Source organism: Spirosoma terrae (assembly GCF_010435915.1).
Taxonomy (GTDB): domain Bacteria; phylum Bacteroidota; class Bacteroidia; order Cytophagales; family Spirosomataceae; genus Spirosoma; species Spirosoma terrae.
Genome location: NZ_JAAFZH010000001.1, coordinates 833,268 through 858,525, shown reverse-complemented (window position 1 = coordinate 858,525; position 25,258 = coordinate 833,268). Strand labels below are relative to the sequence as shown.

At 46.6% G+C, this 25,258-nt stretch carries 25 protein-coding genes; 8 read left to right on the top strand and 17 right to left on the bottom strand.

The window, feature by feature from the left end; genetic code table 11:
- Positions 1-30: 30 nt before the first annotated feature.
- From GK108_RS03775 to GK108_RS03750, 6 genes are all read right to left on the bottom strand, one after another.
- On the bottom strand, positions 31-321 hold the full coding sequence (locus GK108_RS03775) for a hypothetical protein (protein WP_163942970.1): 291 nt from the start codon (positions 319-321) through the stop codon (positions 31-33).
- Between the two features lie 64 nt (positions 322-385).
- Entirely contained in the window at positions 386-1,165 is a 780-nt protein-coding gene (locus GK108_RS03770) for a TIGR00266 family protein (RefSeq protein WP_163942967.1), read from the bottom strand.
- Between the two features lie 152 nt (positions 1,166-1,317).
- Complete coding sequence (locus GK108_RS03765; protein ID WP_163942964.1) at positions 1,318-1,605, bottom strand: hypothetical protein; 288 nt, start codon at positions 1,603-1,605, stop codon at positions 1,318-1,320.
- A gap of 109 nt (positions 1,606-1,714) precedes the next feature.
- Positions 1,715-1,987 (bottom strand): four helix bundle protein, encoded by a 273-nt coding sequence (locus GK108_RS03760; protein ID WP_170305379.1) that lies wholly within the window; start codon positions 1,985-1,987, stop codon positions 1,715-1,717.
- Positions 1,988-2,069: 82 nt separating this feature from the next.
- On the bottom strand, positions 2,070-3,614 hold the full coding sequence (gene gltX, locus GK108_RS03755; RefSeq protein WP_163942961.1) for a glutamate--tRNA ligase: 1,545 nt from the start codon (positions 3,612-3,614) through the stop codon (positions 2,070-2,072).
- Between the two features lie 104 nt (positions 3,615-3,718).
- The gene (locus GK108_RS03750) at positions 3,719-4,084 is read right to left on the bottom strand and encodes a Rid family detoxifying hydrolase (RefSeq protein WP_163942958.1); all 366 of its coding nucleotides are present in this window, start codon (positions 4,082-4,084) and stop codon (positions 3,719-3,721) included.
- A 169-nt stretch (positions 4,085-4,253) separates the two neighbouring features.
- Here GK108_RS03750 and GK108_RS03745 point away from each other — a divergent pair, with 169 nt between their 5' ends.
- The gene (locus GK108_RS03745) at positions 4,254-5,381 is read left to right on the top strand and encodes an App1 family protein (RefSeq protein WP_163942955.1); all 1,128 of its coding nucleotides are present in this window, start codon (positions 4,254-4,256) and stop codon (positions 5,379-5,381) included.
- Between the two features lie 89 nt (positions 5,382-5,470).
- Here the strand turns inward: GK108_RS03745 and GK108_RS03740 are convergent, their stop codons facing one another.
- From GK108_RS03740 to GK108_RS03730, 3 genes are all read right to left on the bottom strand, one after another.
- Positions 5,471-6,415, bottom strand: coding sequence for a sugar phosphate isomerase/epimerase family protein (locus GK108_RS03740; RefSeq protein WP_163942953.1), 945 nt, complete (start codon positions 6,413-6,415; stop codon positions 5,471-5,473).
- Positions 6,416-6,513: 98 nt separating this feature from the next.
- Positions 6,514-8,169, bottom strand: a complete 1,656-nt coding sequence (locus GK108_RS03735) for a hypothetical protein (RefSeq protein ID WP_394366269.1) — start codon at positions 8,167-8,169, stop codon at positions 6,514-6,516.
- Positions 8,170-8,236: 67 nt separating this feature from the next.
- Entirely contained in the window at positions 8,237-9,451 is a 1,215-nt protein-coding gene (locus GK108_RS03730; protein ID WP_246224651.1) for a hypothetical protein, read from the bottom strand.
- A 257-nt stretch (positions 9,452-9,708) separates the two neighbouring features.
- Here GK108_RS03730 and GK108_RS03725 point away from each other — a divergent pair, with 257 nt between their 5' ends.
- From GK108_RS03725 to GK108_RS03705, 5 genes are all read left to right on the top strand, one after another.
- On the top strand, positions 9,709-10,329 hold the full coding sequence (locus tag GK108_RS03725) for a hypothetical protein (protein ID WP_163942946.1): 621 nt from the start codon (positions 9,709-9,711) through the stop codon (positions 10,327-10,329).
- A 271-nt stretch (positions 10,330-10,600) separates the two neighbouring features.
- Entirely contained in the window at positions 10,601-11,191 is a 591-nt protein-coding gene (locus GK108_RS03720; RefSeq protein ID WP_163942943.1) for a hypothetical protein, read from the top strand.
- A 267-nt stretch (positions 11,192-11,458) separates the two neighbouring features.
- Complete coding sequence (locus GK108_RS03715; protein ID WP_163942940.1) at positions 11,459-12,598, top strand: helix-turn-helix domain-containing protein; 1,140 nt, start codon at positions 11,459-11,461, stop codon at positions 12,596-12,598.
- Positions 12,599-12,647: 49 nt separating this feature from the next.
- Positions 12,648-14,021, top strand: a complete 1,374-nt coding sequence (locus GK108_RS03710; RefSeq protein WP_163942938.1) for a serine hydrolase — start codon at positions 12,648-12,650, stop codon at positions 14,019-14,021.
- Between the two features lie 36 nt (positions 14,022-14,057).
- The gene (locus tag GK108_RS03705; protein WP_163942935.1) at positions 14,058-15,593 is read left to right on the top strand and encodes a S41 family peptidase; all 1,536 of its coding nucleotides are present in this window, start codon (positions 14,058-14,060) and stop codon (positions 15,591-15,593) included.
- Between the two features lie 17 nt (positions 15,594-15,610).
- Here GK108_RS03705 and GK108_RS03700 read toward each other — a convergent pair whose 3' ends face one another.
- From GK108_RS03700 to GK108_RS03680, 5 genes are all read right to left on the bottom strand, one after another.
- A complete protein-coding gene (locus GK108_RS03700) occupies positions 15,611-15,793 on the bottom strand; it encodes a hypothetical protein (RefSeq protein WP_163942933.1) in 183 nt (60 codons plus the stop codon).
- Between the two features lie 106 nt (positions 15,794-15,899).
- Positions 15,900-16,325 (bottom strand): hypothetical protein, encoded by a 426-nt coding sequence (locus GK108_RS03695; RefSeq protein WP_163942930.1) that lies wholly within the window; start codon positions 16,323-16,325, stop codon positions 15,900-15,902.
- A 42-nt stretch (positions 16,326-16,367) separates the two neighbouring features.
- On the bottom strand, positions 16,368-16,979 hold the full coding sequence (locus GK108_RS03690) for a DUF4082 domain-containing protein (protein WP_163942927.1): 612 nt from the start codon (positions 16,977-16,979) through the stop codon (positions 16,368-16,370).
- A gap of 91 nt (positions 16,980-17,070) precedes the next feature.
- Complete coding sequence (locus tag GK108_RS03685; RefSeq protein ID WP_163942924.1) at positions 17,071-18,333, bottom strand: DUF5018 domain-containing protein; 1,263 nt, start codon at positions 18,331-18,333, stop codon at positions 17,071-17,073.
- A gap of 69 nt (positions 18,334-18,402) precedes the next feature.
- Complete coding sequence (locus GK108_RS03680) at positions 18,403-19,863, bottom strand: PQQ-binding-like beta-propeller repeat protein (RefSeq protein ID WP_163942893.1); 1,461 nt, start codon at positions 19,861-19,863, stop codon at positions 18,403-18,405.
- 394 nt (positions 19,864-20,257) lie between these two features.
- Here GK108_RS03680 and GK108_RS03675 point away from each other — a divergent pair, with 394 nt between their 5' ends.
- Entirely contained in the window at positions 20,258-22,084 is a 1,827-nt protein-coding gene (locus tag GK108_RS03675) for a tetratricopeptide repeat-containing sensor histidine kinase (RefSeq protein ID WP_246224649.1), read from the top strand.
- 3 nt (positions 22,085-22,087) lie between these two features.
- Here the strand turns inward: GK108_RS03675 and GK108_RS03670 are convergent, their stop codons facing one another.
- Complete coding sequence (locus GK108_RS03670; RefSeq protein WP_163942887.1) at positions 22,088-22,504, bottom strand: hypothetical protein; 417 nt, start codon at positions 22,502-22,504, stop codon at positions 22,088-22,090.
- A gap of 34 nt (positions 22,505-22,538) precedes the next feature.
- Positions 22,539-23,180, bottom strand: coding sequence for a response regulator (locus GK108_RS03665; protein ID WP_163942884.1), 642 nt, complete (start codon positions 23,178-23,180; stop codon positions 22,539-22,541).
- Positions 23,181-23,446: 266 nt separating this feature from the next.
- Between GK108_RS03665 and nfi the strand changes: the two genes are divergently transcribed.
- A complete protein-coding gene (gene nfi, locus GK108_RS03660) occupies positions 23,447-24,157 on the top strand; it encodes a deoxyribonuclease V (protein WP_163942881.1) in 711 nt (236 codons plus the stop codon).
- Here the strand turns inward: nfi and cydB are convergent.
- Complete coding sequence (gene cydB / locus GK108_RS03655; RefSeq protein WP_163942878.1) at positions 24,154-25,188, bottom strand: cytochrome d ubiquinol oxidase subunit II; 1,035 nt, start codon at positions 25,186-25,188, stop codon at positions 24,154-24,156. The genes nfi and cydB overlap by 4 nt on opposite strands.
- Positions 25,189-25,258 lie beyond the last annotated feature (70 nt).

Genomic DNA, 25,258 nt, shown 5'->3' with positions numbered 1-25,258 from the left:
CCGGGCTTTTTCGACATTTTATAGGCTGATTTATACGTTCACATCTTCCAGCTCTTCCTGACGAACAGGCTGCCCCATCAACGTAGCAAATCGGTTTATATTGAACGTCGGTTCAAACCAGACTTCGCCCATGACCGGGTGCTTGACGGGCACATCAGGATTTTGAATTTCGTTCAGTAGTACACCGGTTTCTCCTGTTGTGTGGCGTTTTACCTGCCGAATGGTGTACATCTTATCGCGCTTTGGCGTCTGCACCCCAAACTCAGCATAAAAAGCCAGTACGGGTGTGGGAAAACTATCGTTCGTGCAAATAACTTCCATCTGTTGTTTCTTGCTCTCTAAAATCGCACAAAGATAACAAGTTCAACGCAGAACTGATTCCCATTTAATCTTCAAACAAATTACCTAACTGGCCTAATACAGAGCCCCCTTCTTTGTGAGCCTGTCCGCCAGAGGGCGATAAACGCTGCACTAGTTTAGAGATCGGCATCGATTGTATCCAAACTTTTCCAGAACCACGTAACGTAGCGAGGAATAAGCCTTCTCCGCCAAAAATCATACTTTTCAGACCACCCGACCGCTGAATGTCGAAACTGATACTAGGCTCAAAGCCTACCACACAACCCGTATCGACACGTAGCGTTTCGTTATAGAGCGTGCGTTCAATCACTACGCCCCCGGCATGAATAAAAGACATACCATCGCCCTGAATTTTCTGCAGAATGAACCCTTCACCTCCAAAAAAACCGGCGCCTAATCGTTGATTAAAGTGAATACTCAATTTAGTACCAAGCGCAGCGCACAAAAAGGCGTCTTTCTGCACAATCAACGTATTACCGAAAACATTAGCCAGATTGATGGGCATAACAGTGCCAGGATAAGGAGCCGAAAAGGCAACTTTCCGCTTGCCGACCCCACGATTGGTAAAATGGGTCATAAACAGCGATTCCCCGGTTAGCACACGGCTACCAGCCTGAAATAACCGTCCCATAAAGCCCTGATCGGGTTGTGAGCCGTCGCCCATTTTGGTTTCGAACGTAATGCCATCTTCCATATACAGCATCGATCCGGCTTCGGCGATAACGGTTTCGTTGGGGTCCAGTTCGATTTCTACAATCTGGATGTCTTCACCAATAATCTTGTAGTCAATTTCGTGAGAATACATTGCTAAGAGCAGTTTTAGGTTATGCTTACCGGCAAACCCGGCGCGATTGATTAGTGGACGAAAGCTACAGAAACCTCGGTATTTCCGGATGTATTATTCGTATAAACGGCACAAAAAAAGCCCGACCGGGCAATTTAGCGGGTCGGGCTTTTTTAACGTTGATTAATGTCATCGGGCAAATCATTATCCGTTTCATCGAACAGGTCATCCTCATCCGAATCTTCGTCTTTCTCGTCGGGTTCGGGTTCACCTTTCAGATTCAGATCGGTACGGTGACGTAGTTTTTTATCATCGACCGTTTTGTTGAGAAACTGATTAATCCGGTCGATGTCGAAACTGGTTGTAATTTCTCCAAAGGAATTAATCTGAATATCGAAGCCTTCGAGTTCTTTATGAACGCGTGGCTTATCATTTTCGTCAGGATTTTTCTTTTTTGCCATGCTTATTGCATATATGATATAGGAAGTATGATGTATACTACCGAGAACAATTTCTCTTTTTTGTTAGAATGGCACTCTTGATAATCTTGAGCAGCACCTCCGCATCCGCCTATATAGACGCAAACTGCTTATCGTCTAAATAGTCTGTCGCATTTAACAATTCTAGCCAATAACATGTTTCGTCACATTCTTTCTGGGCGATACCAAATTTATGAATAAAATCAGCATCTGATTCAGCGTTGTATCCTTCACGGATATTAGCGCCAACAGAGGTGCCGCTTCGTAGTAGCTGGCGACTCAGCGTAGTCTCTCTTTTTATCCTGCGGAGATATTTCTCCAGATTGACAATACGTATGGCAAAAGCAAAGCTTTTACTTTTAATGATATTCGTCTGCGGTTTAATTTGGAGCGATGGGTTTAAAATTTACAAGTTATCGCTCCAAACATACACCATACTTCCTACATCATATACTTATTTGTAAGGAACCCAATGCCTTTTCCAAACGAGCAATCGTTTCGGCTTTGCCGATAATTTCCATTGTCAGCATCAGGTCAGGACCAGCACCAAGGCCCGTCAGCGCCAGACGCATAGCCTGCATGATTTTACCCTGCTTGATACCTGCCTGCTGCATGGCATCTGATAGCGTATGCTTGATGTTGTCAGCCACAAAATCGCCCTCAAAAGCCAGTAGGGCATCGCGGAAGGCCGTAACGGCTTTCACCGCATCGTCGTTCCATTTCGACGTAGCAATGGCTTCATCATACGTAGCAGGCGCGTTAAAGATTGTGCTCGCTTCGTCAAAAATTTCACGCGCAAAATTGACGCGCCCTTTCAGCAGAGCCACAATTTTCTCGGCTTTCTCCAGCGGACAGTCAAAGCCAGCGGCTTCTGCCTGTTGCTGAACCGTCGGTGCGAGTTCGGCATCAGGGCGTTGACGAACGTACTGGTGATTGAACCACTTCGCTTTCTGAATATCGAAACGCGCTCCGGCCTTGTGAACCTGCGCAATATCGAACGTAGCAATCAGCTCCTCCATGGTGAACAACTCCTGCTCCGTTCCCGGATTCCAGCCCAGCAACGCTAAAAAGTTGACCGTTGCTTCGGGCAGATAACCGTCCTCGCGGAAACCACGCGCTTCCTGCCCCGTAAACGGATCGGTCCATTTTAACGGAAAAATCGGGAAGCCACCCAAATCGGCGTCACGTTTGCTCAATTTCCCGTTTCCTTCGGGCTTGAGCAGCAAGGGCAGATGGGCAAATTGGGGCATAGTGCTTTCCCAGCCTAAATACCGGTATAAAAGCACATGAAGGGGAGCCGATGGCAACCATTCTTCACCCCTGATGACGTGCGTAATGCCCATCAGGTGATCGTCTACAATATTGGCTAAGTGATACGTTGGCAAACCATCCGATTTCAGCAGCACCTTATCGTCAATAGCCGACGAATGAACATTAACCCATCCGCGAATCAGGTCGTTCAGACGGACTTCTTCCTTACGTGGTGTCTTCAGACGAATAACGTAAGGTTCGCCAGCCTCCATGCGTGCCCGAACGTCCTCGGGTTTCATGGTCAGCGAATTCCGCATTTGCATCCGCGTGATAGCATTGTATTGCGCGGCTGGTGCATTAGCTGCTTCGAGCCGACGACGCATTTCGTCCAGTTCTTCGGCCGTGTCGAACGCGTAATAGGCCTTTCCTTCGTCAATGAGCCGCTGAGCTTCTTTCTGGTAAATTTCCCGGCGCTCTGATTGCCGATAAGGTCCATGTGGGCCACCAACGCCCTGGCCTTCATCGATTTCGATACCGACCCAACGTAACGACTCCAGAATATAATCTTCAGCACCGGGCACAAACCGATTCTGGTCGGTATCTTCAATGCGAAGCAGCATTTTTCCGCCCATCTTACGGGCAAACAGGTAATTATATAGCGCAGTACGTACCCCACCAATGTGCAAGGGCCCGGTTGGACTTGGGGCAAAACGAACGCGGATTTCTGAACCGGAATTCATTTGATTAAATTGATTTTCAGAATTTTGTCATCATGATTAATTAGTCGATTAGCCTGTGTATTTCACAGAATCAGGCTAATCAGTACAATCAAATAAATCCCGGTTTAGACGGCGATGACAGAAATTTCAACATTTACGTCTTTCGGCAGACGAGCCACTTCAACGGTTTCGCGGGCCGGTGGCTCACTGGTAAAAAACTGACCATATACGTCGTTGATCGCGCCGAAGTTGTTCAGGTCTTTGACGAAAATACTGGATTTCACCACATTGCTATAGTCCATACCGGCCGCTGTCAGAATAGCACCGATATTTTCCATTACTTTTTTAGTCTCAGCCTTAATATCGCCGGAAGTTGCTAATTCGCTGGCAATCTGCCCCGAAACGAATAACATGCCATTAACCTTTACGGCCTGGCTGTATGGCCCGATTGGCGCAGGCGCCTGATCAGTATAAACAATTTGTTTGCTCATGATTTTATAACTAGTGAGTGGCTACTAATGAAAAGAGAATCCAGTTCTCTTACAGATCGTCAATCGCTATTTTGCCTGCAAGTTACCACCAAACCCGCGTATGGCCGATAAGTCAGGAACGATCTTCGTTAAAAAACCAGATTTCAGCCATACGTAACACCAAAACACAATGACTACCTGGAAAGACTTTTTAGTGAATACCAGCACTGATGCCGAAGCTCAGTTCGACAGGCTCAAGAACCGGCTATTTGGACGGCTCGATGCCAAAAAGCCCTACAAAATTGTGTATTACCGGGGTTTCGGAAGTCCTACGGCGGTCTGGCTAAAGGGACGAGTGCTACGTCAGCGCGACCTGAGCACCCCCAGCGACAACGATACGTTCTGGCAAAATCTGGTGGCTACGTATCAACGCTTCGAAACCGACGAAGTGCCGGGCGTAACGGTACGTATCGAAGCTTTCGACCAAAGTCATACAACCGTTACCGACAACGAAGGCTATTTTGAATTAACCATTAACCCACCCGACGATTTACCACCGGGCCGGGCCTGGTTTCCCGTTCGCTACGCGCTCGACAACGTAGTACAACCCAATGGCGAATCGGTTATCAAAGACGGTTCCCTGATGGTATCGCCCTTATACAGCCAGTTTGGGGTTATTTCTGATATCGATGATACGGTGCTGGTAACGGGCGCAACCAGTATTCTGCAAACAGCACGGCTTACGTTTCTAGGCAATGCCTATACCCGTTTGCCTTTTCCGGGCATCGCAGCCTTTTACCGGGCGTTGCAGAGCGGACCACTCACTACGTTGTTCAATCCAATCTACTTTGTATCGAGCAGCCCGTGGAATTTGTACGATCTGCTGGTCGACTTTTTTCGGATTCAGGGCATTCCCAAAGGCCCTATCCTGCTCCGGGATTTAGGATTCGATCCTAAGTTGTTATCGTCAAAGTCACATCATACGCATAAACTCGCCATGATCAGGAAAGTGATGGCTGTAAATCCGCAGCTCCCGTTCGTTTTGATTGGCGACAGCGGCCAGCAGGACCCCGAAATTTATGCGCAGGTTGTCCGCGACAATCCGGGCCGCATACGAGCAATTTACATTCGCGACGTAACGGAAGATCGTCGCGACGAAGCCGTTCGCGAACTCATCCGAACAACGGAATCCTATAACGTACCCATGTTGCTAGTCCCCGATACGGTCGAAGCGGCCGAACATGCCGCTTCGCTGGGACTTATCGACCCCGACACCGTTCCCGAAATTCGCGCCGACCGACGAGCCGACGAGGAATGAATGATGAATGATGAATGATGAATGATGAATGATGAATGATGAATGATTTACAAAAAAGAATAACTCGTAATTTATCATTCATCATTCTCCTACACCCCCGCTACCATCTTTTTCATTTTGTCCATAGCGGTTTTGGCAACCGTCAGGGCATCCTGGGCGTAGTAGGTTTTGTTGAATACTTCCAGCGACAGAATAATGGATTTGCTGGGGTCTTTAATCAGCTTCAGCGTTTCTTTGATTGGCGCTACACCATCGCCGGGGAAAACACGGTCGGCATCCGTAATGGTCTGCCTGTTCATATTCGCGGTGTAATCGTTAACGTGAAAGATCTCGATGGCTGGTTTTCCGATTAACGGCAAACTGTCGATACTCGATCCGCCTTTGAAGATGTGGTAAATGTCCAGCAACACCCGCGCCGACGAATGGCCGCTTTCGATGGCTACGTACATTACTTCGCTCAGTCGGCTCAGGTTCTTCGAAAAACCCCACATTTCCAGTTGAGGAACAACTCCGGTTTTATCGCCGATTTCAAGAATGGCGCGATACCGTTCGGCCGCTTTTTTCAGGTCGATAACAGGCGCATCGGGCGATTGGGCTCCTACTGACGGGGTCGCCACGCGTTTACAACCAATTTCCGCCAGCAATTCCATTTCACGCTTTAATTGATCAACGCCTTTAGCGCGAGCCGCTTCATCATCAATGATCCAGGGCGCAAAGCCAATGGCGTTTTCAACCCGTATGTTTAAGTCAGCCAGTCGTTTCCGCACATCGGCTACCGTTCCACCCGATTTAATATACTCCTGCAACGTATCAATCCAGATTTCAACGGACCTGAAGCCAGCCTTCGATGCAGTTTCCAACTCTTTAACCAAGCCGAGTTTTTGCCCACGAATGGTACTCATATTCAGGCAGAGCGTAAAGGGAGACGTAGCAGCAGGAGCGGCCGATGAAGAGGCTAACGCTGGCGATACCGATGCGCCAAGCGTGGCTGTGAGCGTTGCCAATGTCTGGCGACGGGTTACGGATTGAGACATAAATGGTCGATGTATCACGGAACAAAGTCCGCTTTTAGACAGGAACGGATGGTTGATCCGTGATACATCTAAAAACAAAAAAAACGCGAAACTACTCGTTAAAGCAATGGTTCGTTGACCTGCGTATCGAACACACCCGTCAGAACGCGGCCGTTACGTTTCACTTGTACCCAGATACGATAGTGACCGGCACGGGGAAACGCGTATGGAAACTCAACCATATTGTTCGTTTTCATGGTGTGGCTCATCGGAGGCATTCCGGCCATCAACAGCTTATTTTTTTCCGCTTCGGGCAAGGTTTTCAGTTTTGCTACGTAGGCATCAATACTATCCCGAAACGTAACGGCATTCGGGAAACGAAACGTACGGCTGGTATCGGCAATGCGGTTCACCAGCGAACCCTCCGCTGCCATCGAATACGTACCAACCGGGTGAAGATGGATATATACTGTACCATCAGAGCGTAGAATGGCAGCGTGCCCACCCATTCCCAAATAAGGCTCCAACGTAACGGCTTTCCCCTGCGCATCGGCCACAGCAAACTTTAGCGTATATAACTTACTGGCTTCCAGCACCTGCGATGGCTTATCCATCCACAGCATAGTTGAACCATCTTCCAGCTTCACACTGGCGCCGGGTTTACCGCAAACAACCATATCATTGTCCAGATGCGGTACGTTAACAGCATTAGCCTTCACGCCCATTGGCTCGGTCACCAGCCAGCTGTCATCTGTATCGGTAGGCTTCGCAGCCGCTGCAGCTTCAGCGCTGATTTTTATAAAGGGTACGTCGACCGTATCGGTCAGCGTTTCGGCAAAACCACTTCGGTACACAATATCGGCATATAGTAAGTATTTGCCCCCTGGCAAGGTCGGCGGTAAAGCCGATGTGTATTGCAACGTATCAACACGGTCGGGGTGCAGATGGGCGAACGCACCCAGGCCCGGTGTACGAACCAGAAATGCATGCATCAACTTACCATGATCAGGTATTACGTAGCTGAACAGCCTTCGAATCTGTTTCTTCCTAAAGCCCGTTGTATCAAACTGGATCGTCAACTTTCGTTGAGCATCCGCTATGTTGATCGATGAACGGACGGGCGTGGCTGTATATAATTGAAGGTTACGGTAGTCTTCAGCCGTACTATTCCACCACGAACGCCAGCCAACCAGAATGAGCGTAACAACAACCAGGCCAACGCCCATACCAACCAACCGACGACGACCGAGCGTTTTCGGAGCTGGCTGACCAGGCAGGACGACCCCATCGGCATTACTGGCGCCAATGATGGTAATGATCATTACAATCAGCAACAGGCCCAGGGCAGCTAACCCCCAGCCCGTTCCGGCGGGCATATCGCGCAGGGCCGTAGCGACGGCAACGACCGGCACAACAACCTGTTGCTTTCCATCCGGCCCATCCAGACTCAGTTCAACGCTCGATGAACCTGAATCCATGAGCCATAAATCGCCCTCGTAGCGATTGGTTCCAACAGCCGTTAGTACGTCGTGGGTTGGTGCTCCTTTATCGCCGGATCGGAAGTAAATTGGCCGCGCACCGATACTGCTGACTCGTCCCTGCTCCACAAAAACGGTAACCTTGGCGGTACCAGGTACTACGTCGGGTGGCGTTACGCTGATGAGCAAATTGTACTTGCCAACCTGTTTCTGCACAATAACCCCCGAACTACCTACGTGGGCTTCAGCCTTGATCGAAACGAAGAAAACGAAAAGGAACGACCACAGTGTAAGCATCCGGTTGGTGAGCTTACCATGACTCAGTGTCTTGTTATTCATGAATTTTTGATGCTTTAGGCTCTCCTTATCGTACAACGCGTTTCATCCAGTTACCCCACAACAAACCAACACGAGCCGACAGAGTCGCATAGAGTAGCCCTTTCCCGAAAGCAAACAAGAAATCGGCGGGCGACTGTAGATTCCAGGGAGCGTAGGCAAATCGATATTCCCAATCCGGACTACTATCGTATGTCCAGGAATTAGACAGAAAGAAAGCGTTATTGGCATAGGGTGATGTTTGCAGAAATTCGCCAAATGGCCATTGGACCGCTAACAACAGAACCATGAATGCTACGCCATATATACCGGCTAACAACCAATCATTCAGTTTCCGTTTTCCATCAGCCGGATTTTCGAAACGATGCATCAGCCAGTCAACTCCCAGGGCAGGAATAACCAATACGACCGGAAACAGAAACGCCTGATAATGCGTGATCGGATTCATTACCGGGCCCAGCCGTGGCGTAGCCGGAAAGAAAGGTAGTATCCAGCTGGGTAGCAACATACCTATCATGTAAATAGCCGAAATGGTCGTAATGGGCCAGCGTAGTAAAGAAGCCCGCCCGACGGCCAGCAGATAAAACGGAAAAATAATAGCGGCTGTAACGTAGTACCGGGAGTGATGTGATTCATGCCTACGCATCGACTCCGACATCAGCGTATAAAGCACCATCAGCAGCAATCCTGCCGCAATAGCAAAAAACCATTTCAAACGAGTTGCCCGCCGATCGGCATCCGTATCAAGACGTAGTGTTTGATTGCGGTACTGATTCTGCAGAGCCAGTACGCCCACCATCGCGCCAAACTGTACCGTCATGATGCCGATAGCCAGAATTGTATGGGGAGGTGTCAGGATCTGGACATCCAAACCATACGTATTGTGCCACCAATCGTCAAACGGGGCCGATGTCAGCATGGCCAACGCTCCCCAGACGCTAAACATAGCCCCTAATGATCCATAAAAAATACCCCAGAACGGAATGGATACCACCCGGCCCGGATGGTTTTTGGTGAACGTGAGTTGTAAAATCTGGTAGGCGGAGAATAAACCAGAGACAACAGCACCTACATAAATCACGACGTGTGGAGGAGCCAGCAGCCCATCGCGACCAATGCTCATATGCCACATAATATCCCAGAGTAATCCCATCAATACGCATAATGATGAGAACACAACGGCATAGATATAAACGGGAATACCTAAACGCCAACCAGCCATGCCAGGCTTAACAGACTCCATAGAAAGAGGAACAAAACGGTTTGGATAATGATGTCGAAAGATACAAAAACGTTGCCTATAAGGCTAAAAATAATCCTATTAGCAATAACTTACCACGGGCTTTATCCGTTATAAATCAACTATATAGATTCGTAAGCGTTGACCTGTTAGCCAATATCTCTATTTAGTTGAAAGCTCTCCGCTCTGATTAAGCGAGATACAGTTCCGTGGATTTATAACGTTATTTGCAAAACAGTACGCATTTCGTTCATCATAGTATGCTTCCTTTCAATATAACGGTACGGTTGTCTGCACTCGCCACCAAAATGCTCTTTGTCGGCCTGTGCCTCTTCATGAGCGCCTGCGTACCCGATTTTCTGGTATCCAACTCCGACTGGGTTGTTATCGAAGCGGGCGAGCATGAGCCTATGCCTAAACGTAAAGTAGGGATGCTAATCAGCCCTAGCCAAATCACCGCCGAAGTAACGTTCGATAGCAGTTGCATTTACGACATCGGCGCCGTTGATGCCGACGACTGGAATAAAGTGATCGGGCTGGGTTTTGTTGGCTCCAAAGATCAATCATTGGATGGCGTTCCCCCGCACCAGGTCGATGGGGCACGGGTCGGCTGGCGCTATAATACAAAAACCGGACGTATCGATCTGGGGGCTTATGCGTACGTAGAAGGGAAACGTATCGACTTCAAAGTAGCCGAAACCGCCATTAATCAGCCCACCCGAATGACCATCAAGATTGATTATGATCGTAAGGTTTATCAGGTGCTGGGTGGAACCCCCATTCCGTTTACCCATAACAAAACCTTTGCCTATAACACAGGTCTTTATTTTGGCGGTAACCAGCCAGCTCCTCATAGAATTCGGGTGAAGATTGTCGATTAAGTTTCTGAATCCTGCTAATACGCATTTGTTACGTAGTACACGACTTTTTTATAGTCAGGCGCAAAAAGGAAGAGTAATACTTTAGGTAGTAGCCCTTTCTTTTTGCGCCTTTTCTATTTGTTGGGTGACGGGTTACCTGCGACAGGTTTCACGTCTTATAAAGTAGGTTCATTCTCAGGTTCCGATTGACAGAGTGAACGATGAAGAAAATATAAAGGCTGTTTAATGAGGTAAACATTTTTCGTTCTATCTGCTTTTAGGAAAAATATCAATGAAATATATTCTTACTGCTCTTATCTGCCTTTCTTCCACCTTCAGTTTTAGTCAAGTGTACCAACGTATCGAAAATGAAAGTATTTTTTCCTCAGCGGAAACTGTCAGACTGCACAATGGTAGATATGAACGTAAAATTTATCAAGATGAAGCTTGTTATTCATATTGGCATGTGGCTTTTGGTTATTATATGATAAAAAATGATACTTTATGTTTGCAAAAGCCAGATAGTATTATTTATACGAATACAGGTAGAGGGATTACTAAGGTCATGACTTTAGGAAAAACCTTTGTGTTCACTTATAAAGAATTAGACCAACAGTGGGTGTCCATAATTAGGGCAAGTAAAGAGCTCCAGGGTGATCCAATTTTCTATAAAGAGCTATCGAAAACAAGTTTCTCAATACAGGAGCCTACTGCGAACGACATAAAAAATTTCGATTCCGCCTATATCCGTGATTTGACACAGTTTTTTGAAAATTTCATGCCTGCTTGCTTGAAAATCAAGAAGCGCAAATTGATTCCACTTTATGAGCTATGGGGTTTTGGTCAATTCAGTCGAATGGATTTGGGGCTTGTTAGAGAATGATTGATATCTTCAGGTTTAATTATTAGCCTACTGCACTTGGGTAGGCTACCTGTAATAAGACACACGTCCCAAAGGAAAGTTTGCAGCCCAACAGCCATCAAATTCACGGGCGGAAGAACCCGGCAGAACTGTTAAATTGATCTTCTGAATGATGTTTGACAATCAGCATTTTGCAATTTATAAACCCAATCCATTTGAGGTATAAAGGGTGAAAGTCGTTTTGGTTCAGTAACCTAGCATATCCCCATCAACCTCTTTTGTCTTTCTATGACCATTTCCCCCTTCGATCTAATCTTGTTGCTGGGTACAACGCAGGGTTTTATTCTTGCAACGTTACTCTGGACAAATCCTAAGGGACACCGCCTGTCGAACCGGCTTTTGGGGCCGCTTATTTTTCTGCTCAGCCTGATGAGCCTGGCGGTGAGCGTTCCTCTGACGAATCGCTGGATTGGTCTTGCCGTTGAGTTATTGCCGCTCATCGTGGCCATGCCACTCGGACCACTCATCTATTTCTACGTCAAATCGGTGCTTGATCCATCGTTTAGGCTTAGCAAACGAGAAAGGCGGCATTTCTACCCTGTTATTCTGGACATAGGCGCACCACTGATAGGCTGGATATTTATTAGCGGCTTACTACTAGGCTTTTTCGAGCAGAAAAACGGACCAACCTGGGGGGCTGTTATGGATGAATACAACACCTATGTCGATATTCCCCGCTGGGCTTCACTAACAATTTATCTATTTCTAACGAAACGATTGTTAACAGCATCCGTTTCCAGCGATCAGCATCCGCAATTGCGTTGGCTTCGGCAGCTAGTGTATGTATTTCTGGCCTTTCAGATCATCTGGTTTCTTCACCTGATTCCCTATATAATTCCAGCTTCACGTAATGCCCTGCTCGATCGATTTGGGTGGTATCCTATTTACGTACCTATCACTATAATCATTTATTGGCTAGGGCTCAAAGGCTACTTACAAATCCGGACCACGAACGTAGGGCCCCAACCCACAAAAGCAACGGGAACCGATATTCCCCAAACAACTGTGAAGCAGGTGGTCGCTACGTTGCAACAGGCGATGGTAGCCGACCGTATCTTTCTTGACCCCGAATTAACGGTTGAAAAAGTTGGACAACATACCCAACTGGCCCCCAAACTTATCTCGGCGGTTATAAATCAGCATCTGCACAAAAATTTTAACAGTTTTATCAACGAATATCGGATCGAAGAAGTAAAGCAACGGCTTGTCGATTCCACCCATGAACACCTGACACTCACCGGAATTGCTTTCGATTGTGGCTTCAACTCACAGGCCACCTTTCAGCGAACATTCAAGCAAATAACCGGTACGTCTCCTCGGGAATTTGTGGCGCAGCACCGAAATAAGACTTCTCAAATCGGGATTTGAGTAGATATCCATACGCATTTCAGGCTGTTTTACGCCAAAAATGCGCGTTATGAAAATTCTCCAGTGGGTCATTTGTTCCCTTCTCTTTCAAAGCCTGGTTATTCCCGCACCGGCGCAATCATTAAAAACAACGGCAGAAAAGCTAGATGAATACCTCACACTGGCTGCCAGTCAGCATCGTCTAAACGGCTCCGTTCTGGTAGCGAAAAAAGGAGAGATTCTACTTCAGAAAGGCTACGGCTGGCGCAAACAATCGGCCCGCATTCCTAACGATACGTCGAGCATCTACCAGCTAGGCTCCATTACCAAAACCTTTACAGGGGCGGCTATTCTGCAATTGCAGGAAGAAAAAAAACTATCGGTTCAGGATAAACTGAGCAAGTATTTTCCCGATTACCCACACGCCAACGAGATTACAGTAGAGCATCTGTTTTTCCACAATTCGGGCATTTACGATTTTAAAAGCATATTGTATGGCCCCGACAGCGCTAAATTAACCCAACCGGTTAGTAAGGACTGGATGCTCGCTACATTTCGAGATAAACCGCTGACCAACAAACCGGGCACAGCGGTCAACTATACAAACTCGGGCTACTTTTTGCTGGGATTAATTATCGAAAAAGTAACTGGCAAACCATTCGAGTCAGTTATTCGGGAGCGGTTTATTACGCCCTTACAGCTCACAAAGACTGGTTTTGATTTTCGTAATCTAAAAAATCAGGGCAAAACAACTGGCTATACGTACTGGAAAGATTCGTTGCTCATGCCAACCCCCGTAATCGATTCGACCGTTTCTTACGCAGCAGGCGGTATGTATAGTAACGTAACGGATTTATATCGCTGGTCGAAAGCAATCCTGAATCACCAAATTCTTAAGCCCGAATCGCTGGACGCTACGTTCAATCCATCCAACAAAGGTATGTGGGGTTATGGCTGGGGAATAGCGCCGTTCGGACAGGGGAACAAACTCGTATTTCAGAACGGTAATTTACCGGGTTACGCTACGTTCTTCGTCCTTTTCCCGGCAGACGATATCAGCATTATTATGCTCGCCAATGTTGATGATGCCTCCGATATAACGACGCTCGAACCGATGATTAAAGACCTGGCGTTTGTTGTACATGATCTGCCTTTTCAGCTACCCATCAGCTATAAAACGGTTCCGGTAAGCGAAGCCATTCTGAAACAATACGTCGGTAACTATCAGCTGGCCCCCGGACGGATTTTATCGATAACGCTCGACAACGGACACGCTTTTTTGGCGGTGACGGGCCAGGGGCGGTTTGAAATCTTTCCGTCCAGCGAAACCGATTTTTTTCTCAAGGCCGTTAACGCTCAATTGACCTTTCACAAGGATAATGCCGGACGTGTTACGCAGGTTGTTGTTCACCAAAATGGCGACGTAGTAGCGAAACGATTATAAGTCATTCGAAGCACTGCCAGTAAATAATAAACTCTCTTGAAAGCTATTTACTTATTGATCCTGCTTTTTTCTTCTGGATTCCTCAACGTTCAGGCCGCAACCGATACGTTAGCCACGAAAATTCTCCAGCCTGCCGATATGCAGGCCGATTTTCGTTACCTCCGCCGATTACTGGAAGAAACCCATCCGGGCTTATACCGCTATACGTCCAAATCGGTCATGCAGGCTAAACTGGACAGTATTGATCGAAGCCTCGACCGCCCGCTGCCCTTTTACCTATTTTTCAGGACTATAGCCGGGCTGATAGCCGATGTTCGTTGCGCCCACACGCACGCTTTACCGGCAAAAAATTGGCAAAAACATTTTCATAATAATTGGAAGATGATGCCATTTTACATGTTTCCGTCGCAGCAACGCGCGTATGTTCTGCTCAATGGCACGAACGATCAGCGCATTAAACCTGGGTTTGAACTGCTGACGATTAACGGTAAACCGCTGGAGGACATCCGGCAGCAACTCTATCGCTACTACTGGACAGATGGCTACATTGAATCGTCGCGGGCTGCCACGCTGAAAGGAGAATTGATGAATTTATTTTATTACTGGTTCATTGATCGGCCCAACGAATACGTGTTCACTTTTCGCACAATGACAGGCGATACGATCCAGTTCGCGACTGCGGGTCAGCCTTTTTCGTCGATGATGAAAACAATAACCAGCAACCCGATCAACAAGCAAATGATAGACTGGTATGTCAATAAAAAGCAAAAGCATCCGTGGCGACTCTCTTTTTCCGACACACTGGCCCAGACAGCTATCTTACGAATCGATGGTTTCGGAGCCAATGGCATAAGCAATGGCGACCAGGCCATTCGGCGGTTTCAGCAGTTTATGGATGGAGCAATGACGAAACTGTCCAAAAAGCAAACTCAAAATCTGATTCTCGATCTTCGTGGCAATCCCGGTGGCTGGGATAGTCAGGGAATCGAACTGTTTACGTACCTGATGAAAACCGACACCGCCGTGGCTTACTACGCCCGTCAACACGCCATCACCGACAGTTCCGAATTCGTGAAGTTTTCGGACCTGTCCGAAGCTGATCGAAAAAACATACGAAATGAACTGATCCCCGAAGCCGACGGTACATTTACGCTAAAGCAGGGCAGCGATACCCGAGAGCCGAAGCGTTACGTACCTAAACCCAATCGATTCCGGGGCCAGGTTTATATCCTTATGGATGCCCAAAGTGCCTCAACCACCTCGGAGTTTCTGGCGGTAGCGAAGGCAAATAAAGTGGGGACCTTCATCGGCGTCGAAGCGGGTGGTGCCTATGAAGGAGGGAACGGTAGCAGTTTCATTACGCTCGACCTCCCTAAATCCGGCATTCAGGTTACCACCCCACTGGTTTATTACGATAACGCTGTACCGACACCGCCCCAGAAAGGCCGAGGTACTTTACCCGACCTCACCGTTCCTCTTACGATAAACGACGTGTTGACTCATACCGACCCACAACTAAACGCTGTCGTCAATCTGATTCGCCAGCAAAATCACCAAAAGCTGGTCCGATAAAATCGCTACGTAACAGCTTACCGAACTACCTGCACAAACGCACTCAGTGGCGATTCGCCCCCATCGGCATATACTGCTTTAAGGGCATACTGATACGTGCCTTTCTGAGCAGAACCATCCTGATAACTTTGCTGCGAAGCCGGAACATTGTCAATTATTCGAAGGGGTTGATCACCAAATGACGTGGATAGTGTAAGCATAGAAGTAAATAGTCAGGATTTGACCGACCGAGTAAAAAGCCGGCCAAACCTTCTTAACAGTAATATATATACGCAATACGAATGATTATTGTTAAGCTAGCTCACATCAATCGATGGCCTGCCCTTTCTTTTCCAGGCTAACAATAACCACCAAGCCCGTATTGTTGGAAACCAGTAGCTTACCGTTCGATTGCACCTGAGCCTGATACGTTTCGCGGCCACCGCCCCAGCTATTGAGAATAATAGTGATGGTGCCGTTGCTGAGGTCAATTTCCAGGCCGGTATTATCCTTGTTGCCTATGAATTGATTCCGGTCGCTAAACAACTGCTGGTAATTGCCCCGGAGTTTATTACCCGAATACCGTAACAGGCATTTTCCGAAGGACGTAAATCGGTTTCCAGCATTCTTAACCGTCGTAATTTCGGCTTCGATCTGGCCAGTGGTTACGTATTGCCGAAGCTCAGGCAGTGCTTGCGCCTGTAGCGGATAGGTAAGCAATAGCAGGAACAGGAAAGTCAGGATCTTTTTCATAGGAATGAAAACTGGTAGCCAATAAAATTAAAACCCGTCGAATCAGTTCGGTATGAACGTAAAATCAGGAATACCAAAAATGAAGGTATTCGTAAGTTGATCAGTCCCATCCGGATAAGTTGGCGTACTGACAGCGTACTTATATTTTGGAGCGACAAGCAGTACATTCCCAACCACTTTAGGATACGTAATGAGCGTTGCGGTTCCACTATCGAGTCGATACACCTTTTTCAGTATTCCTCCTGCGGTCAGATTAACAGTAACCACGTAACGTTTATCTTTTGAGACTACGAGTTCATCAATCGTCGCGAGAGTAGCCTTAGCGGGAGCGGTTTGTTCTACAGTCTTTTGCCGTACTAATTTGCCTGCGTTATCATCCCATAATGAAACGGTATAAACGCCCGTTTCTGGCATCTGGCATCCCAACTGTGTAATTTTCCCATCGGCATTCGCGCTAAATACATAGCCGTATTCTCCACCTTTATACGACGAAAAATCGAGGGAAACAAGTTTATAACTTCCCGTTTCAACCAGCTTAGCGGTTGGGTTCTCGGCAGGTTTTGCCGGTGTAGGGTTCGTCGTTGTCTCGTCGTCTTTCTTACAGCCGCTCACGGCCAAACACAGGGCTAATGCCCAAATAGATAACGTTTTCATGTGGATTTGTGCGAATAGAAGAATAAAGTGCCTACTCTATCTCAGGTTTTCGGCGTCGCCTGTTGGTCTTTGACCGAGTCAAACCACGTTTCTATTTTTCAATCTTGATGTCGATGATTGCGTAGTAGCCACCATTGGCCGTTTTGCCGTGTTTGTTTATGCGCATCAGTCCCTTTTTGCCTTCCTGAGTCAGAAATCGGTAGAGCATCTGATCGTAGGGAATGGCAGGAACACAATCAAATTTATCAGATCCGGCCAACTTGGTGTGGCCTTTGAGGTAGACATCTGTGTCGTCTAGTTTCTCCAGAGCTAGAGCACGCCCTACACTGAACTGTTTCGTAATATCTGCGGCAAAATTCAGGTTATTCCATTCACTGGCTGCTATTTGCCCGTAACCAGAATCACCTACCTTAACCTGATTCGCACTTACATTATCGACAAAGCCTTTACGATAAGAAGCCCATTTCTGGCCTACTATTATCTCATTCACCCTGCCAACGCCACAGCTAACTCCGCAATAGATTACTGCAGCCGGGGAATACAATTCTATATCACAATACTGGTTGAGAATGAAATCGACGTTGGCAGCATTGGCCGCTCCGTCTTTCAGCATGTACACCTGGCCTGTGCGCAGGTTCAGCAAGCAGGAGTCATTCAATGATCGAATGCCTTTATCTTCGTTTACCGTCATCCGTATATTGGCAAAGTAATAGGAGTCCGTAGCGGCCTTCATGGTAAACGCTTTGGTGCTGCCATCTTCGGCCGTAACAGCATACGTAACGTCCTTCGTAAAATCCTGCGCCACGCCCGACGCTGGCGATACGGTTGCTTTATCAGAAAGCGTAATCGTCGGCACGAGCTTCGTTACGTCGGTGCCGGCGGGCAGCAAGGCCGTTACGGTTTTAGCCGTCGTATCGACCGTTGCTTTCACCACTGGGCTTGTTTTATCGAACGACACCGTCAAAATGTTTTTCGCCGAGCTTTTCGGCGCGGCCAGTTTCGTAACGGTTACCGTATACGTTTGCTTCGTACCATCTTCCGCTGTGACTGAATAGGGCACAGGATTAGTAAAGTCCTGCGCTACGCCCGAGGCCGGTGAAACCGTCGCTTTAGCTGATATGGCAATGGTCGGCACGAGTTTCGTTAGGTCGGTACCAGACGTAACGGTGGCCGAAATGGCGTTGCTAGTGATAGTTCCGGTTACGGCTGGCGAGAGCGCACTGAACACAAAAGACGTCATGCTTTTTTCGCTGCTTTTGGCCGGTGCAGCAGGTGGATCTTCTTTTTTACAGGATACGACCCACACGAGGAGCAAACAAAACAAAATGGACAGGGGTGAATGTAACGGTTTCATATTCCGTTTGGTTTTGAGAAAATGACAAGGAGCTGTTTTTAGAAAAATTTGGAAAGCTATGAGGCCGTATTACTGCACCATGCCACTGCTGCCACCATAATAAACCTTTCCGCTTTTATCCACGACACAGGCTGAACTTGACATGTTACTACCCAAGGCAAACTCCCATTTTTTCACTCCCGTAGTGGCATCGACAGCGTATAATGTCTTCGATGAAATATTTCCGCCGAACAGGACTCCGTTTGCTAAAACTGATGAAATGTCATACTTCGTCCCAACAGAATTACTCCATTTTTTTGCTCCGGTAGCCGCATCGACCGCAACTGACAATCCTACATAAACGACTCCATTCTGAACAATTGGTCCGGCAGGGTCGTAGGACAAATCAAAAGAGGTATATTTCCATTTTTTAGCTCCAGTAGCGGCATCAATCGCGTAAAGACTTTGCGTCCAGTCAGTTATATATACGACTCCGTCTGATATGGTTGGAGAGGCCGAGGTTGTATTTCCGTCAATCGTAAAAGCCCATTTTTTTGTCCCGGTGGCGGCATCTAACGCCTGAAGCTGTTTACCATTTGTCGTGGCGGTATAGACAATCCCGTTCTGAACAGCAAGTGAATATTCTCCGGTGGCATAAGAACCTCCAGTGGTTGTCTGCCATTTTTTTGTTCCAGTGGCAGCATCGATGGCGTAGACAGCTTGTCGACCTTTTACGGAAGTATATACTACCCCGTTATCAACAACTGGATTTGTCAGGATATCATCGCCCGTAAACTCCCATTTCTTTGTACCCGTACTCGCATCCAGGGCAATCAACCGGTTATAGGTATCTGCGAAATAAATTACCTTATCGGCATAGGTGGGAGCAAAACTTGGGTTATTAGTACCTAAATACTCCCACTTTTTAGCGCCCGTACCAGCATCAACAGCATAGATTTTTTTATCACCACTCCCAAAATACACGACACCATCTACATAAATCGGTGAAGAATAGACTACCGACCCCGACAAAAACTCCCATTTTTTCCTACCCGTACTGGCATCAATGGCGTAAAGCTTTTTGTCATCGGTACCACATACATAAACAACATCGTTTGCTGCCGAAGTTATGACATTTACTTGCTTCGTCACATTCGCCGTATACGCCTGTGTACTTCCATCCTCCGCTGTTACGGTATACGTAACAGCTTTCGAGAAATCCTGTGCTACGCCCGACGCGGGTGATACGGTGGCTTTGTCCGATACCGTAATAGTCGGTATGAGCTTCGTTACATCCGTTCCCGACGCAACGGTGGCTGAGATGGTTTTGGCCGTAGCATCGATAGTAGCTGTAATGGCGGGGTTCAAGCCACTGAAAGCGAAGGCGGTGATGGCTTTGGCCGAACTTTTGGCGGTACCAGTGGTTGTAGTTCCCGAACCCGGATTGGTGGTGCCACCGCCGGGTGCGGGATCGGGGTCTTTCTTACAGGAGGCCGTCCAGATCAGAAGCAGACAAAATAGTGAGGATAGAAGTGATAATGAGGATTTCATGGCTTATTTATTTCAGATAGATCACTGGGCAGGTTCTGGACATAGGCGATTACCTATACTCTTGTCTATCCCCAGAATGAATACCTCAAAGGTCTATAGTCAGACATTGCTCATAAATCCCTGATTATGACGATTTTTTATCCTATAATTTTAGGATATACGTACCGCGCTATGTCTAAAAAAGCTTCGGTTGGAAATCAATAGAGACTTAGTAAGTTTGTTTAAGATCCACCGTCTTATGAAAAAACTGATACTATTTTTATGCCTGTTGTCACAAATCTGCTGTTCGCAGACACCTAGGTTCGATAGTCTCAGGCATGAGTTGTCAATCCTACACGAAAAGCCTGATAGCTACGCCAGAGATACACTCCTTTATAAGTCAATAAAGGCTATCATGAATGACTATGTCGATGTCAATTTAGACTCTTCAGTTCATTATAACACTCTGATGATCAAACTCTGCGAGGCACCAACCTTACAAAAAGAACTGATCTATGCTTATCAATTTGCGGGCTTTCTCCATCAAATAAAAGGCGATCACTATAAGAGCATTCAATTTCATTATAAAGCACTTTTGCTGGCGGAAAAACTAAAACAGTATACGCGCATGGCCGTATCTCATGGAGCCTTGGCCCACGCTTATACGAGCCTGAAAGAATACGACAAAGCAACACAGCTTTGCCAACAAGGTCTGAACGTTTTAAAGAAATACCCCGATGCCTACATTCAACTATCGATCTTGAATGTGTTAGGCTCTATATATCGGGAGCAGGGCAAGCTCTCAGCCGCATTAATGACTAATCAGGAGCTGTATGCTCTTGCCCAAAGAGAACATAACGAATGGTATGAAGCGCAAGGGTTGCACGCTATCGGATGGGTCTATCAAGAATTACAAATGAAGGCCAAAGCCCTTCACTATTATAATCGGGCAGTAGCCTTAGCAAGAAAAACAGGCAGCATTGATCTTGAAGGAAGTATTTTACTAAACCTCAGCAGCTTATATAGCCAGTACAAGCAATGGAAAACTGCACTCCTATACTGTGAGCAAGCAAAACAAACAGCACTACGTGTACATAATAGTAGTGTGGTTGTAGAAGCCGAAGAAAAATTCTATAAAATTTTCAAGCAATTAGGGCAAGCCGATAATGCGCTTAGAGCCCATGAAAATTTTACCTTATTGAAAGATAGTTTATCGAAAGAACGAACAGAACAACGTATTGAATCATTACAGGCCCAGTACGATAATGTACAGAAAGAGAATACCCTGCAAAAGCAGCAGGTACAGTTATTAGCTCAGCAAAACCAAAACCAGCAACTGGCTCAAACTCGCAACGCCTTATTTAGCGGCATGGCAGCCATACTGCTTATTACAGCGTTGCTTTTCGGCAATAACCGGCGTCTACAAACCAAAAACAGGGAAATTGACCGTCAGCGTCTATTACTGGAAGATGCTCAAGAACAACTTGCCCACATCAATAAAACTCTGGAAGTAAAAGTGGCAGAGCGTACTCAGGAACTCGTTAACAGCAACCAGGAGCTGGTAAGAAAGAATGAAGAAATTAAAGCCGCACTTTTCAAAGGACAAACGATTGAACGTAAGCGTGTGGCCATTGAGCTACACGATAATCTAAGCAGTTTGCTCAGTGCGGTAAATATGAGTGTGCAATCAATTAATCCTAAGAATTTATCCGAATCAGAGCAATCGATCTATCAAACAGTAAAGGCACTTATCCAGAATGCTTATTCAGAAGTACGCAATATTTCGCACAACATTCTGCCTGCCGAACTCGAAAAGGAAGGCCTCAGCCAAACGCTACGTACGCTTATCGATAAGCTAAACAAAACGTCGGCTCTTCGATTTTCACTCACCATACTAGCCTTAACAGAACGGCTTCCTATAGAGATTGAATTTAATATGTACAGCATTGTACTCGAACTCATTAACAACGCAATCAAACATGCAAAAGCAACTCAGGTCGATATTACCTTGTGTCGAACCAAATCAGGGGTTGATTTAACAGTTTCCGATAACGGCATAGGGCTGGCGTCTAGCCACATCAAACCAGGAGTAGGCCTACAAAACATTCAGACTCGATTAGAATCGCTAGGCGGAATCTTTACCACCCAATACCCTGATAAGCAAGGAACTACAATACAAATAAAAATCCCCGTCGAAGCTAAAGGCTTCGACGGGACTATCAATGATCATAAAAAAGAGTAAGTATTAAGCTAGCGGAGCTACATACCCGACAATATCTAAACTATCACGTTCATTCATCTCCCACTCTCTTACCACACTCGCTCTCATTACCTTTGGCGGACGACTAATGGGGTTTTTGTCAGCCATTAAAGTTCGAACATTGGTTATACTCCAATTCGCAATAGAATGTGTTTGCTCTTTTAACTTTTTATACTCTGCATCATCAATCTCAAGCATTACATTAATAAAATGAACAGGCTTATTATTGATTACTGTAGTGAATACCTGCTTATCGGCAAAAGCAGTATAAGGCAATGTTAAAGGGGCTTCACGAATGGGCTGTCCCTGTTCATTGAGAAGCGTAATTGTTATTTTCTCTCCCTGATACTCAATCTCGACAAAACTCTGTAACTGAATAAATCGACGTGCTGCATCAGCCATATTTCTTGTATAGTTAAAAAGTGAAACGGTTTAGTTAAACAAGTTGAAATTTAAGGGCATATTTAACCAGGCCAATCGTTGTTTGAACACCTAATTTTTGCATCAGGTGTTTACGATGGGTTTCAACGGTGGTGGGGCTAATAAATAGCTTTTCGGCAATCTGCGTACCTGAATATTCCTGAGCGATTAGCTTTAATACGTCTAACTCACGTTGTGTAATCGCTATTCGCTGTGGTCTTTCTGTTGCTGGTGTAAACTCAAGGCTAGTATCCTGAGCAAGCTTCATAAGTACTTGCTCACTGTAATATTTATGGCCCTTGACTACCATAGTCAGGGCAGTTTCCAACTCACTACGTTCGGCGCTTTTCAATACGTATCCATCAGCACCAGCTCGTAACGCTTCTTTGATGGCTTCGGGTTGATCAGCCACGGTCAGCAGGCAGATTTTTACATGAGGAAAACGTTCACGAAGTTGGAGTGTCAACTCAATACCACCCATAATGGGCATTTGCAGATCAGAAACCACGAGATCAATACCGGGCTCAATTTCCAGCGCGGTCAGCACCTGTTTCCCATTCGTATGCTTCGACACGACCTCTACACCGTCAATACTTGACAGAAGCATAGCAAGGCTATCTAGCAGAATTCTATGATCTTCAGCAATTAAGACCCGCATAGTGATAGATGTAAAGAAAGGTGTAGATAGGCTTATTTACCGGTAATTTACTGATTCCCGCGTCAAAACATACCTGTCGGTCAGCAAATTATACAATGGCAAATATCCAATCGCCTTGGCAGACTTAAAACCCTATAATCTGATGATTTTTATCCTTAAATTCTAGGATATTCATGAGCAGCCTTTCCCTTAGCCTAAAAGCCAGTGTTTGGTGCAAACCTTGTTTGATGTCATTACGTTAAGGAATAGCCTATTCTCAACGTCACATGGCCCATTACAAACTTCTCCACGACTGGAACGTAACGCCCGCCGAAGCTGTCGCCTTGCAGCAGCAATTACGCTCACAGATACGTATTGAACCGATGGCAAACTCGCCCCGTACTATTGCTGGCTGCGATATTTCATTCAATAAGTTCGAAGAAACCGTGTATGCGGGGATTGTCGTCCTGGACCTCGATACGTTGGAAACGATAGAAGAAACCGGCGTGATTAGTACGGCGTCGTTTCCTTACATCCCCGGTCTGTTGTCGTTTCGGGAAATTCCCTCGCTGCTGGAGGCCTGGTCTACGCTAAAATCGGAACCCGACGTAGTGATGTTCGATGGACACGGCACGGCCCATCCACGCCGGATTGGTATTGCGTCGCATGCGGGTCTGTTTCTGAATCGGCCAACATTCGGTTGTGGCAAATCCGTGCTGGTCGGTAAATTCAATGAACCATTGACCCAACGTGGCTCCTGGTCGCCGATGCTGCACTACGGCGATGTGGTTGGTGCTGCGCTACGTACGAAAGATAAAGTCAACCCGGTCTACGTATCGCCTGGTCATCTGATTGATCTGGAAACCGCTATCGACCTGACGCTACGTTGCCATGGCGGCCGCCGTGGATTCGGCTATCGTATTCCGGAACCAACCCGCCGGGCGCATAATCTGGTCAATGCACTACGTAGAGGAGAACGGCCAGATCTAACTAGCTAGTAGCTATGCTCTTCGAGTTTTACTTTACCCCGGAAGGTCCAGAACATAAATACAGTATACGTCGCTACTAGAGGCATACCGATAAAGGCAATCAAGAGCATTGTCTTCAAGGAACCAGTCGACGAAGCCGCTTCGTAAATACTGATATTGCCCTGCGGATCGGCATTCGACAGAACCAGGTTCGGATATAAACCCATCGCAAACAGTATCAATAAAAGCGCTGTAGTGATCGACGAAGACACAAACCCCCGTCGATATTGCCGTTTTTCGATGCTACGTCGGATGTTCAGAACAATCAGAACAGCCGCAATCGGTAGGATAAACAGTTCAGGATGGCTCTTAAAAATATCGGTCATGTGCGGTACGTAAATCAACGTCGCCATGGATGTTGCCATAAAACACAGAATGAAGAACTTACTGGTATTATTGGCCATGACGGTCAGTCGGGCAAAAATCCGATCTTCGGTTTTCATGATCAGATACATAGCACCATGCATCATAAACAACGACAGTACCGTAATAGCCACCAGCAATGCATAGGGATTGAAAAAATCGCGCAGTCGACCAATAAACTCATGTTTTGCATTCAGCGGAATACCCTGAATAAGATTACCCAATATTAAGCCCAGCAGCAACGAAATAACAATACTGGACACGCAAAAACTGATGTCCCAGAGTTGCCGCCACCATTTCATTTTCTCCTTACTGCGAAATTCAATCGAGATCGCCCGGAAAATAATAGCCACCAGAAACAAAATAAACGGCAGATAAAACACGGATAGAATGGTGCCATATACCAATGGAAATGCAGCAAATAACGAGCCTGCACCAATAACCAGCCACACTTCGTTGCCATCCCAAACTGGCCCGATGGCATTGAGCGCAATACGTCGGCTTTCTTCTTTTCGAAAAAACAGTTGAATAGCACCTGCTCCCAAATCGAAACCGTCCAGAATACCATACCCACTGATCAGCGCACCAATCAGCAAAAACCACCATGTAGGAAGATCTATACCAAGTACTGTTTCCATAAGTCAAATGATAGAATTGTTGCATGACAGAATGATTGAATTACGGTCCAGCATTGCCTCTAAACCATCC

Coding starts and splice junctions, on each gene's coding strand:
- GK108_RS03685 (WP_163942924.1), bottom strand. CDS start 18,333: ATGAAACCGTTACATTCACCCCTGTCCATTTTGTTTTGTTTGCTCCTC.
- GK108_RS03680 (WP_163942893.1), bottom strand. CDS start 19,863: ATGAAATCCTCATTATCACTTCTATCCTCACTATTTTGTCTGCTTCTG.
- GK108_RS03700 (WP_163942933.1), bottom strand. CDS start 15,793: ATGCTTACACTATCCACGTCATTTGGTGATCAACCCCTTCGAATAATT.
- GK108_RS03765 (WP_163942964.1), bottom strand. CDS start 1,605: ATGGCAAAAAAGAAAAATCCTGACGAAAATGATAAGCCACGCGTTCAT.
- GK108_RS03675 (WP_246224649.1), top strand. CDS start 20,258: ATGAATGACTATGTCGATGTCAATTTAGACTCTTCAGTTCATTATAAC.
- GK108_RS03750 (WP_163942958.1), bottom strand. CDS start 4,084: ATGAGCAAACAAATTGTTTATACTGATCAGGCGCCTGCGCCAATCGGG.
- GK108_RS03710 (WP_163942938.1), top strand. CDS start 12,648: ATGAAAATTCTCCAGTGGGTCATTTGTTCCCTTCTCTTTCAAAGCCTG.
- GK108_RS03670 (WP_163942887.1), bottom strand. CDS start 22,504: ATGGCTGATGCAGCACGTCGATTTATTCAGTTACAGAGTTTTGTCGAG.
- GK108_RS03735 (WP_394366269.1), bottom strand. CDS start 8,169: ATGCTTACACTGTGGTCGTTCCTTTTCGTTTTCTTCGTTTCGATCAAG.
- GK108_RS03725 (WP_163942946.1), top strand. CDS start 9,709: ATGCTTCCTTTCAATATAACGGTACGGTTGTCTGCACTCGCCACCAAA.
- GK108_RS03695 (WP_163942930.1), bottom strand. CDS start 16,325: ATGAAAAAGATCCTGACTTTCCTGTTCCTGCTATTGCTTACCTATCCG.
- GK108_RS03740 (WP_163942953.1), bottom strand. CDS start 6,415: ATGTCTCAATCCGTAACCCGTCGCCAGACATTGGCAACGCTCACAGCC.
- cydB (WP_163942878.1), bottom strand. CDS start 25,188: ATGGAAACAGTACTTGGTATAGATCTTCCTACATGGTGGTTTTTGCTG.
- GK108_RS03745 (WP_163942955.1), top strand. CDS start 4,254: ATGACTACCTGGAAAGACTTTTTAGTGAATACCAGCACTGATGCCGAA.
- GK108_RS03690 (WP_163942927.1), bottom strand. CDS start 16,979: ATGAAAACGTTATCTATTTGGGCATTAGCCCTGTGTTTGGCCGTGAGC.
- GK108_RS03730 (WP_246224651.1), bottom strand. CDS start 9,451: ATGGAGTCTGTTAAGCCTGGCATGGCTGGTTGGCGTTTAGGTATTCCC.
- GK108_RS03715 (WP_163942940.1), top strand. CDS start 11,459: ATGACCATTTCCCCCTTCGATCTAATCTTGTTGCTGGGTACAACGCAG.
- nfi (WP_163942881.1), top strand. CDS start 23,447: ATGGCCCATTACAAACTTCTCCACGACTGGAACGTAACGCCCGCCGAA.
- GK108_RS03770 (WP_163942967.1), bottom strand. CDS start 1,165: ATGTATTCTCACGAAATTGACTACAAGATTATTGGTGAAGACATCCAG.
- GK108_RS03665 (WP_163942884.1), bottom strand. CDS start 23,180: ATGCGGGTCTTAATTGCTGAAGATCATAGAATTCTGCTAGATAGCCTT.
- GK108_RS03775 (WP_163942970.1), bottom strand. CDS start 321: ATGGAAGTTATTTGCACGAACGATAGTTTTCCCACACCCGTACTGGCT.
- GK108_RS03720 (WP_163942943.1), top strand. CDS start 10,601: ATGAAATATATTCTTACTGCTCTTATCTGCCTTTCTTCCACCTTCAGT.
- gltX (WP_163942961.1), bottom strand. CDS start 3,614: ATGAATTCCGGTTCAGAAATCCGCGTTCGTTTTGCCCCAAGTCCAACC.